Here is an 11256-nt window from a genome sequence, read left to right as displayed (position 1 = left end):
CTTCCTCGCGCCAGCGAGCCTCACTTCCTGCCGGAGGCAGCATTGTGACCTGGGTTGTTCTTCCCAGCCTTGCGTCTTATTCTGCTCTTTCCAACCCAAACCCGCTATCCCCGACAAGGGCTTTCCGCAGTTTCGATTTCAATTACTAAATGATAAAATGAGGGCATTCTTGGTTTTCTTCAGTGTTAGTATGCATTCTTATTGAGGAGAGCTTCGATAAATGTAGCGCAAATTTCCGCCAGAAGAGAAGTGTCATAGCAAAAGAAATCTGAACTTGCTTGTACTGTTGGTTCTTTGTTGAAGAGGGTCTTGAGTGATTTCTATAAATGGGCAGATCATTAAGTGTCGGGCATCTGTGGGTGCACCGAGTTAGGAACGATATTATGGAAGGACGATGTGATGATGGATCAGTTAATAGAAAAGTTTTCGATGCTTGGAGTAGATAACGCTCCTGGACAGGAGACTCTTCAAGATGGCGAGGGGCTTCGACTGATAGGAGAGAAGATCCCCGGAAGACCGGTTGATTTTTCTCATGGGGATGTCAATGCGTTTGAACCGATCCCGGGGTCATTAGATGCATTTGTAGAAGGCGTTCACTTGGGCGGTGAGCAAGCGTATACTGAATACAAAGGAAGAGGCAACATACGAGAATGGTTGTCTGAAAAGCTTTCTGCATTCACCAACACTACAATTTCTCCAGATACGCAACTCATTATTACACCGGGAACCCAGGGGGCGCTTTTTCTGGCAATGGGATCGTTAATTGGCCGTGGAGATAAGGTTGCAATAGTTGAGCCCGACTATTTCGCCAACAGAAAACTGGTCCAATTCTTCGATGGAGAAATCATTCCAGTTGTACTGGATTTTCTGGAATCTGATAAGCGAGCCGGTTTGAATTTAGCCGAACTTGAAGATGCTTTCAAAACTGGTGTTAAGGTCTTCTTGTTCTCCAATCCTAATAACCCGACCGGTGTTATTTATTCGTATGATGAGATTCGATCTATCGCTTTCCTTGCAAAGAAATATGATGTATCAGTTATCGCAGATCAACTGTATGCAAGACAGATATTCGATGGCAGAGTGTATACACATCTGTGTGCCCAAGACACCAAACCCGTCAATCTAATCACAATCATCGGTCCATCCAAAACAGAGTCTTTAAGCGGCTATCGTTTGGGGGTTGCATTTGGTTCCGAGAATATCATTGCACGAATGGAGAAACTGCAGGCCATAGTCTCTCTGCGCGCCGGAGGATATTCTCAAGCGGTACTCACATCGTGGTTCAACGAACCAGAGGGATGGATGGAAGATCGAATGAGTGCACATCAAAGGATCCGAGATGATCTGGTGGCACTGCTTCACGGCGTGGAAGGTGTCAAAGTAAGAAAAACAGAAGCCGGCAGTTATCTATTTGTGAGAGTTCCCGAGTTGAGAGTCACCATGAGAGAGTTTGTGAAAATCCTAAGATTTCAAGCCGATGTTACGGTGACAATCGGAACGGAATTTGGCCCTCAGTTTACCAATAGTTTTCGCATCAATTTCTCTCAAGATCATCACTTTGCACTGGAGGCAATTAATCGAACGGTACAGCTCATTGAAAGATACCGGAGAGAATAATGAGCGGTATTTGTTTAGCCAAGCTCCTCCCGGTTGATCAGTAATGGTTATCGCTTGACCTCAAGTCTGGATAAAGACAAGAAACAACCAGAGAATTGATCGGTTTGCACTTGAAGATCGATCCCAATACGGGAAGGTTCAGTACATCTATGATACCAGATTTGATTTTGGCCGCTGTAAGGGACCCGGATGCGATCTCTATGACCAAGGAAGTTTGCCCACTTATGACACTTGAAAGTTTAGGCGACGAGACTGAGTAAGATATTGAAAGGTTGCTTTCCCGAAAGCGGTATACAGGTACTGCGCAAACAATCGAGTTCCAGGTTTCACTCTTTGTGTGAAGCCCGGGGAAGGCACGATTCTGTCGAAGGAAGGAGATTGCAGTTATAGTTCCTGGAGTATAATTTATTGTCTATTTGTACGGGGGGACTGAGATGAAAAACTCAGTTCTTGCCGTAATTGCTCTTCTATCTACATCGCTTTTCGCTCAAGACGTTCCTGAATTGTATTCCGCTCCCGTTAAGAAGGTGCAGGTCGGCGAAATAGAAATGGCATACAAGGTCTTTGGAAAAGGATCTCCTCTGTTGATGATCGCAGGATATGGCTCGCCCCTCGAGAGCTGGGACCCGTATGTTGTTTCTGCACTCTCAAAAGAGTTCACCGTGATAGTATTCGACAACAGAGGGATCGGAAGATCGACAACTTCTAATGCAACTCCTTCAATAGAGCTGTTTGCTAAAGATGCAGCCGATCTTGTAAGAACCATCGGTTTTGAAAAGGTCAGTGTGATGGGTTGGTCTATGGGAGGGTATATCGCGCAGGAGTTTGCTCTCAACTATCCTGAGTTGACAGATAAACTCGTCCTTCTCTCGACGAGCTGCGGAGGATCCGAGTCGATACCTCCTTCGGACGAGGCGATCTCTATGCTCCAGAACATGGGCGATCCCGAGGTGCTTCTGAAGGTTCTCTTCCTCACCGACTGGACCCTGGCTCATCTGGAGGTCGCTGCGAGATTTACGGGCTCCTCCAGTCAGGAAGAGAGTGGAGATCAAAGAGGAATTTCTGATCAGTACACTGCCGCTGGCAGCTGGAGCGGAACCTTCGAGAGATTGAAGTCGATCGAGTCAGACACGATCATAATAACGGGAACGGACGATATTATTGTTCCCGCAAAGAACTCTCTGATCCTCGCAGAAGCGATAGAAGGCTCATGGCTCGTGAAACTTAATAACGGAGGACACGGAGCTATCTATCAGTTTCCGGAAAAGATCGCTGGTCTGTTGATTGCTTTTCTGAAGTAGTACGGCCGTTCGCTGATTCCCATAGTTCGATTAAACAGTGGCCGGCTTGCTCTCTTCCATCAGAAGGCTGCATGGATGAATGCAGTTCAACTACTCAGAAGACGGTTACAACTGCCAGGCTCATCAGAGTGCTTCTCCTGTTGAAGGTTTATGTGTGTTGCCTTGTCCTTCAACCCCTGAGGCCAAAGCTTAACGGATAATATGTGCCACTTAATTGGCTCTTTTCAGTGAGAACTCTCAGTATTCTGTCTATGAGAAGCACCCGCAGCCTTATCTTGATATCTAGGACCTCGGATCGTCCAGTTGGATCCAGGTATTTCCGTGAACATAGCGGCGTGAATAGCCCCTTCTTTTCACAAAAGTTTCTAAGCCGTATTGTTTTTCACCTTTTGTTGTCGGATAATTCGATTATTACTCCGAGCTTTGTTCGGACGCATGAGGCTGAGCTTTGAAGAGAAGTGGAGATGGAATGGCCATACTTGCGTACGTTCTAGTGAGTTTTTTTTGGGGATCTACTTATCTGGCGATAAAGATCGGCGTTGAAGGCATGCCGCCTATGTTCTTCGCCGGAGTGAGATTTCTCATTGCGGGCTCTATTATGCTGGTCTTTTCTGTCGTCAGAGGACACTCCTTTCCTTCGAGCAAGTCGGAGCTTTCTAGACTTTGGCTGGTTGGTCTTTTCATGCTTCTTGGTGGAAATGGACTCGTCGTCTATGCCGAACAGTGGGTCGATTCAGGCGTTGCTTCTCTCATAATGGCTACCATCCCGATCTTTGCCGGGGTATTGGAGCACTTTTTCATAAGAACGACGCGGTTGACTTTGAAGGCGCTTTCGGGACTTCTGCTGGGTTTTTTCGGTGTCTACTTTCTTCTGGTTCCGGCCGAACACGGTATTTCTATCGACATCCCAGGAATACTTATGCTTCTCTCTGCCAGCTTCCTCTGGTCTACTGGAACGGTACTGTCAAAAACCTTCAAGGGGAACAGTTCGATAGTATCAAATATCGGGATTCAGATGTTTGCAGGTGGAGTGGGGCTTATGTTTGTCTCGGGCATAACTGGTGAATTTTCAAGAGTTAGGTTCTCGATGAACTCGCTTCTGGCAATCGCTTATCTCGTTGTTTTCGGGTCCCTGATTGCCTACAGCAGTTATATATATCTTCTTCAGAAGTGGCCGGCCACGAAGGCGGGTACTTATGCTTATATAAATCCACTGGTTGCCGTCTCACTAGGAGCCATCTTCCTTGATGAAAAGATCAACTTCCTCATGATTCTGGCAATGGGTGCGATTCTTCTCGGGGTACTCATAGTTCAGAAGTCGAAGATAAAAGTTGTCGGGTAGCACGGTTCCCTGCACAAAAAAGGCATGTCTTGAGAGACATGCCTTAAATCAGTCTCAAGAACTAGAGAGGATAATGACACCTCACATGATGATCGGGTCCTATCTCCCTAAGTGCGGGGGCCTCTTTAGCGCAGCGTTCGTCTGCGAAGGGGCATCTGTTGTGGAACCTACAGCCCGATGGCGGATTGATCGAACTGGGTATCTCCCCTTTCAGTAGCCGCTTCTCCCTTACAAACTTCGGATCCGGGACAGGGTTGGAAGCCATTAACAGATCAGTGTATGGGTGAGAGGGATGTTTGAAGATCGTATTCTTGTCTCCCATCTCAACTACTTCTCCGACATACATAACGGCCACTCTGTCGGCAATATAATCCACTAGAGATAGATTGTGTGTTATGAACATATACGTCAGATTTTCTTGAACCTTTATTTCCTTCATCATCTTCAGAACCATTGCCTGAACGGAGACGTCCAGCGCCGATGTAGGTTCGTCAAGAACGATGAACTTCGGTTTGAGAACCATGGCTCTCGCAAATGCAATCCTCTGTCTTTGCCCACCAGAGAATTCATGTGCGTATCTGTACATGTGATCGTCTATCAACCCTACTTCTTTAAGAACGGCCGCAATCCTGTCTCGTATTTCGACGTCGGTGATCTTGAAATGAATCTTCATCCCTTCCCCAATTATGTTCTTAATCAGTTTTCTAGGATGAAGCGAATTGTACGGGTCCTGGAAAACGATCTGCATATTTCTTCTAACTTCGAGCAGGTCCCTGCCTTTGAGTCCAAGTATGTCCTTTCCTTCGAATTCTATTTCACCTGAAGTCGGTTCTATTAGTCTGAGAACGGTTCTTGCAAGAGTCGTCTTTCCCGAGCCGGACTCTCCGACCACGGCAAAGGTTGAGCCCGTTGGAATGTCCATATTCACGTCGTCTACTGCTCTAACAAAGAGCTTCTTCGAGAAGATCGACTTCTTCACCGGAAAGTAAGTCTTAAGTCCTCTTATTTTGATTAAGGTCTCAGGCATCTTCTCTCACCTCGCCCTTGCCTTTGAAGAGATAGCATGCAACGTAGTGGTTGGGTTCAATCTCAATGAACGGCGGCCTCTCCGACTTGCAGATGTCCATAACGTGCGGACATCTCGGGTGGAATCGGCAACCGGAAGGAGGGTTCACCAGATCGGGAACAGTTCCCTTTATTGCCTTGAGTTCATCTGTTCTTCCTACTCTCGGTACCGCCTGAAGCAGACCACCCGTGTAAGGATGTAACGGCTTTTCGAACAGTCTGGCAGTAGATGCATATTCGACCGAGTTTCCGGCGTACATTACAAGTACTTTGTCACAGAATTCCGCTACGACTCCCATGTCGTGTGTAATCAACATGACGGCGTTCCCCATCTTCCTGGCCAGCTCATCGAGCAGTTCGAGAATCTGAGCCTGAATGGTAACATCCAGAGCAGATGTTGGTTCATCGGCTATTAACAGTTTTGGATGACTTGCAAGTCCCATGCCAATCATTACTCTCTGAGACATTCCACCGCTGAGCTCGTGTGGATAGCTGTTCATAACTCTTTCGGGATCAAGCCCGACAAGGCGTAGTATCTCTTTGACCTCGGGGTAGGTGTGCTTGATCTTGAGTTTCTTGGATTTCGCTATTGACTCACCGATCTGATAGCCTACCTTCATTACCGGATTCAGTGATGAACGAGGTTCCTGGAATATCATAGACATTTCGGCGCCTCTTATCCGATTCATCTTCTCTTCGGAGAGTTCGACGAGATTCGTGCCATTGAAAATCACTTTCCCTTCCTGAATCTCACCGGGCTGTTCTATCAATCGCATTACTGCCAGAGATGTAACTGACTTCCCGCAACCGGTCTCCCCGACGACTCCCAGTCTCTCACCGGAATCCATCCAGAGGTCGACACCATTGAGTGCCTGGACGACTCCCCTGTATGTGTAGAAAGATACCTTCAGGTTAGATACGTCCAGTAGTTTTCCTTTCAGCTCCATAAGATTACCTCCTCAACCTTGGATCGAGCATGTCTCTTATTCCGTCACCGAGGAGGTTGAATCCAAGAACGACAAACGCGATGAATATTCCAGGGAAGGTGGATATCCACCACTGGTCTATCAGGTAATTCCTGCCGTCGGAAACCATGGCTCCCCATTCAGGCGTCGGGGGCTGAACTCCTAATCCGAGAAAGCCGAGACTTGCTGCGGTGAGGATTATCGTTCCCATCCTTAGGGTCAGCTGAACTAGAACGGGAGAGATGCACATCGGTAGAACGTGAAGGAACATTATCCTGAGATTGCCACCACCTGCCGCACGTATAGCTTCAATGTATGGCTGTGATTTGACTTTTGTTGCTTCTGCCCTAGATAGCCTCGCATAAGTTGTCCAAGTGACAACAGATATGGCAATTATCGTGTTCGTCAGATTTGGCCCCAACATCGCTGCGAAGGCCATCGCGAGCACGAGACTTGGAAAGGCGAGGAACATGTCGGTTATCCTCATGAGAACTTCGTCAACAATCCCTCCAAAGTAGCCTGCCGTGACACCCACTATGATACCGATCGATCCGCTGATCACCGAAACCAGGAATATGATCCACAGAGCGATTCTCGATCCGATAATTACCCTGCTGAAGATGTCCCTACCGAACTGATCTGTTCCGAAGAGATGCTGCCAGCTGGGAGCCTGGAGCTTGTTCTGTAGATTTTGCTGGACCGGATCGAATGGCGCGATCAGAGGCGCGAAGGCGGCCATGAGCAGGAATATCAGGATTATCACCGATCCGATCATCGTGAGGCGGCTCTTTCTCCAGAGAAAGACTGTATGCTTTAAATCATCCATGAATGGTTTAGATACTTTTACTGTCTTTTCCATCTAGATCACATCCTCATCCTTGGATCGAGAAGAGCGTAGAGAATATCTACAATGAGATTCGCAATCGAGTAAATAAATGCTATATACAAAGTACCACCCATTATTGCAGGATAGTCAAGGAAGAGCATTCCGGTGGTAATGTATCTTCCGAGACCTGGCCAAGAAAAGACCGTTTCTGTAAGAACGGCTCCCTCCAACAAGCCTCCAAAGACGAGCCCGATTATCGTAACGGTTGGTATCAGAGAATTCCTCAGCGCGTGGCGGTAAATTACGATGTTCTTTCTCAAACCCTTTGATTTTGCAGTTCTTATGTAGTCCTGTCGCAGTACGTCGAGCATACTGGCTCTCGTAATCCTTGCGATGGATGCCGTAGCGTTATAGCCCAGAACAAAAGCAGGAAGAAGAATGTGCATCAAGGCTTCCTTGAAAGTGCCCCACTGACCGGCGATAATCGAGTCTATCAGGTACATTCCCGTAACTCTCGGAGGCGGGTTGGTGAAAAAGCCTAGCCTTCCGCTTCCGGGAAGCCATCCCAGCTTGAAGTAGAAGACAAGCAGCAGTAGAAGTCCTATCCAGAATACCGGCATAGAGACACCCAGTATCGAAAAGACTCTCGAAAACTGGTCTATAGCTTTGTTACGGTGAACGGCCGACAATATTCCAAGAGTAATACCTAAAAAGATAGAGATGATTATCGCAACTAAGGCAAGCTCCATCGTGGCAGGGAAGTAGTTCATTATATCTTTCATGACGGGATTCGAGGTCTTCAAAGAAACGCCGAAATCACCTCTAACCGCGCCGGTAATGAAGTTGACGAATCTAATTGCAAGTGGTTGGTCATATCCAAGCTTCGCCTTCAATCTATCAACAGCCTCAGGCGGTGCGTTTCCCCCGAGAATAGCCCCAACTGGGTCGGCGGGTATTACATTTGCTATAAAGAAGACAATGCAGGCGACACCGAAAAGCACTATGACCATCAAGAATAGTCTTCTGAGTAAGAATTGTCCGAAGTTCATAGAATTACCCCCGCATCAATATCTGATTTTTCAGAAAGAATACGCCCCGTTCAAGAGAACGGGGCGGGGGACACATTACTTAGAAACCTTTGTGAAGTCGAACAGCATTCCGTAACCGAAAGCCGCTTCTTCGAAGTTCTTGACTTCTTTGCGAATTCCCCAGAACTCTACAGTCTGGTATAGCATCGCAAAAGGTCCATTGTGGAACCAGTATTCTGTAAGATCCTTGTAAATTTGTTCACGCTTGTCTGGATTGGGCTCTATCTGACCCCATTCACAAAGTGTCGCTGCATAATCGTCGAACCATGCATTTCTCCACGCTAGCTGATTTGCCCTGTAGCTTGCATGAGCCATTGCAAGGTTGTCCGGATCGGGATAGTCATTACCCCAGCCGGCAATGATCATCTGATGACCCTGTGCACGATACTTGGCGTACATCTGAGAAGACTGCATTATTACTATATTGGCCTTTATTCCTGAAAGCGCCAGGTCTGCCTGGATCTTCTCGGCCTCTGCCTTTCTCGTGTCAGTATTGCTGGTTAGAAGCTCAACTTCGAATCCATTAGGGTATCCTGCTTCGGCGAGAAGAGCCTTAGCTTTTTCGATATCCTGGTAGAATGGGTTTTCTTCCACATAGCCGAAGTAGCCCTTGTTTATGAAACCCTGTACTAGGAGAGCGTTATTGAGCATAATGTCTTCGACGATCTCTTCGTAATTGATCGAGAACCTTACGGCTTCTCTTACCTTGGGGTTCGCAAGGGGTCCCCAGGTAGCATTCATCGCGAGATACTCGTTTGAATGTCCCGGAACCTTGACTTCAACTATGTCGGGATTTCTCTTGGCCTCTTCAAGCAGCTGTGGCGTAAGATCCCAGGCAACATCGATGTCTCCTTTTTCAAGAAGAAGTCTCTGGTTAGATGCTTCGGGGATGTCTCTAATCATGATTCTCTTCAGAGGGGGCTGTTCGCCGTAGTAATTCGGATTGGCTTCAAGAAGGATAACGTTGTTTCTCTCCCACTGAACGAGAACGTATGGACCGGCGCCTGCGGAGTGATCTGTAAGCCATGCGCCACCAAGGTCTCCATCTACTTCGTGTTCAAGGACTACGTCTTTGTTGACGATACCTGTGAACATGTTGGATAGAATCCCGAGTGTGATGTTTTCTGCATAGGGGGCGTTCAAGGTTATGGACACAGTGTAATCGTCGATCTGCTTTATCTTCTCATCGACGTTGTCCTTGTTTATCCCGAAAATATCGACCAAGAACCACGCAGAAACAGACTCGAGAACAACTGGTCTCTTCAGAGAGAAGAGAACATCCTCGGCTGTTAGGGCATCACCGTTGGAGAATTTGACTCCCTTCCTGATATTAAAGGTGTAGGTAAGTCCATCATCGGAAATCTCCCAGCTCTCGGCAATGTCTGGGACTGGAACGATGACGCCGTCAATTGCCTCTAGCTTGACTAACTGAGCATAGATGGCAGCGACGATTTTGTTCGGAAAGACCTCATAGGCAACGGCCGGATCCATGGTAATAAAAATACCGGTGTTTGCGCCTATTACAAGAGTGTCTTTTGGAGTCGCAGCAAATCCCATGGCTGCAACAAGAAGTACCATTAGTGAAATCAGTATGAAGCTTCGCTTCATTCTTGCACCTCCTTTTCCCACGTACAGGGTGATGACAAAATTAGAACAAAATAGGATACTGTCTATCTTTCTCCTGTCTGAATCCGACAGGATCGACATTCTTAAGCAATAAATGAGAATCCAAATCGTGATACGTGAATGCGCCGGTTCCAGCGGCGAAATGGACGCTCTGGGAGACTCCAATTCCAGACTCGCTCATGCACCCAATCATAAGACCTATACCCGCGCTGTTACACATCTCTACAATCGCAAGAGCGTCTGAGAGTCCCGACTTCATGAGTTTGATATTGACGTAATCGACTGCGCCTTCCTTTATGAGTCTCATAACGTCATACTTTGTCTTTGCGCTTTCATCTGCGCCAACAGGATACATAGAGCCCTGCCTAATTATTCTCAGTCCTTCGAAATCTTCGGCAGGCACTGGTTGTTCGAATATCCCCACGGGCACGTCGCTTCTGTACATGGCATCTATGAATCTCAAAGCTTCTTTGGGTGTATAGCCTGTGTTTGCATCTATCACATACCTGACACCCTTGATCACATCGTTGACTGCCAGTACCCTGGCAATGTCGCTCTTAACATCTTCGCCGACCTTCATCTTGATAACTTTATGCCCCGCTTCGAAGATCTCCTTAGCGTCATGGACCGTCTCTTCCAGACTGCCTATGCTGACCGTCTTGTCGGTCTCGACGTAATCCTTCATCCCCCCAAGAATCTGATAGACAGGTGTAGAGATCAATCTGGAAAAGGCGTGAAGAGTGGCGAACTGAATGGCGGCTTTCAAACTTGGCGCCGTTCTAGAATATGAGTCGAGCTTTGCGAAAATCCTTCTGTAGTCTCGGACGTCGAGATCCTTTATCATCTCGAGAATTTCTTTCTGGAGCTGAAAAATGGCGGCTCCGCTCTCTCCATTAACTCTGAAAGACGAAGAAGATTCGCCCAGACCGATCGTTCCGTCCGACAGAACTAATTCAACTTCAATATTAACTTTGGAGCTGGAAACGTTGTTTGCGATGTGAAAAGGTTTTACAAAGTCCCATTTCTTTTCGGTGAAGCGTAAGTCCTTGATCTTCATCCTTTCCTCCCCAAATATGAAAGTACTATCCACTACCAAAAAGTATAGAAAACATCTATACAATAATACCTTAAATCACTACTTCATCAAAATGGATTAATAGACTCGACTTTCTGATAATTAGTTATATCATACTTCGGGTAACGTCTGCAAAAAATCAAATTAAGGCTTGTGTGATTTAGTCAATAATTCTGCACCATACGCTTCCATCTATGTCGTGATATTTGACGGCTAACCTGACATGGTTAGTTCAAAAAACGAGAAAGAGCGTTGTCGTGGCAAAACAATCGCATAGACAAGACGCATTGCCGCCTTCGGCAGGAAGTGAGGTTCGCTGGCGCGAGGAGGTGATGCTGGAGTAAAACATCA

The 11256-nt window shown here is 46.9% G+C and carries 9 protein-coding genes; 3 read left to right on the top strand and 6 right to left on the bottom strand.

The features are described from left to right. Positions 1 to 402 precede the first annotated feature (402 nt). The 3 genes from B3N33_RS12120 to B3N33_RS12110 all read left to right on the top strand — a co-directional run bounded on the left by B3N33_RS12120 (position 403) and on the right by B3N33_RS12110 (position 4260). Positions 403 to 1617: a pyridoxal phosphate-dependent aminotransferase gene (locus tag B3N33_RS12120; protein ID WP_349682170.1), complete on the top strand. Its 1215-nt coding sequence runs from the start codon at positions 403 to 405 to the stop codon at positions 1615 to 1617. 434 nt (positions 1618 to 2051) lie between these two features. Continuing rightward, a complete protein-coding gene (locus B3N33_RS12115; RefSeq protein WP_292590794.1) occupies positions 2052 to 2918 on the top strand; it encodes an alpha/beta fold hydrolase in 867 nt (288 codons plus the stop codon). Between the two features lie 448 nt (positions 2919 to 3366). Then, positions 3367 to 4260 carry an EamA family transporter gene (locus B3N33_RS12110; RefSeq protein WP_292590793.1) on the top strand — a complete coding sequence of 298 codons (894 nt, stop codon included), beginning with the start codon at positions 3367 to 3369 and terminating at the stop codon, positions 4258 to 4260. Positions 4261 to 4321: 61 nt separating this feature from the next. On the opposite strand, the gene B3N33_RS12105 is transcribed toward B3N33_RS12110, so the two are convergent. The 6 genes from B3N33_RS12105 to B3N33_RS12080 form a co-directional block, all read right to left on the bottom strand. Then, positions 4322 to 5287 carry an ABC transporter ATP-binding protein gene (locus B3N33_RS12105; RefSeq protein ID WP_214060160.1) on the bottom strand — a complete coding sequence of 322 codons (966 nt, stop codon included), beginning with the start codon at positions 5285 to 5287 and terminating at the stop codon, positions 4322 to 4324. Beyond that, on the bottom strand, positions 5280 to 6272 hold the full coding sequence (locus tag B3N33_RS12100; protein ID WP_214079592.1) for an ABC transporter ATP-binding protein: 993 nt from the start codon (positions 6270 to 6272) through the stop codon (positions 5280 to 5282). The genes B3N33_RS12105 and B3N33_RS12100 overlap by 8 nt, the downstream gene beginning before the upstream one ends. A gap of 4 nt (positions 6273 to 6276) precedes the next feature. Continuing rightward, positions 6277 to 7149 carry a nickel transporter permease gene (gene nikC / locus B3N33_RS12095; protein ID WP_103134908.1) on the bottom strand — a complete coding sequence of 291 codons (873 nt, stop codon included), beginning with the start codon at positions 7147 to 7149 and terminating at the stop codon, positions 6277 to 6279. Between the two features lie 5 nt (positions 7150 to 7154). Next, a complete protein-coding gene (locus B3N33_RS12090) occupies positions 7155 to 8165 on the bottom strand; it encodes an ABC transporter permease (protein ID WP_292590792.1) in 1011 nt (336 codons plus the stop codon). Between the two features lie 75 nt (positions 8166 to 8240). Continuing rightward, positions 8241 to 9812, bottom strand: coding sequence for an ABC transporter substrate-binding protein (locus tag B3N33_RS12085; RefSeq protein ID WP_292590791.1), 1572 nt, complete (start codon positions 9810 to 9812; stop codon positions 8241 to 8243). 40 nt (positions 9813 to 9852) lie between these two features. After that, entirely contained in the window at positions 9853 to 10887 is a 1035-nt protein-coding gene (locus B3N33_RS12080; RefSeq protein WP_214079589.1) for an L-Ala-D/L-Glu epimerase, read from the bottom strand. Between the last annotated feature and the right edge of the window lie 369 nt (positions 10888 to 11256).

It is taken from the genome of Mesotoga sp. UBA5825 (assembly GCF_002432955.1).
GTDB lineage: Bacteria > Thermotogota > Thermotogae > Petrotogales > Kosmotogaceae > Mesotoga.
The sequence above is the reverse complement of the archived record's forward strand: the minus strand, read 5'-3'. Positions and strand labels throughout refer to the sequence as shown.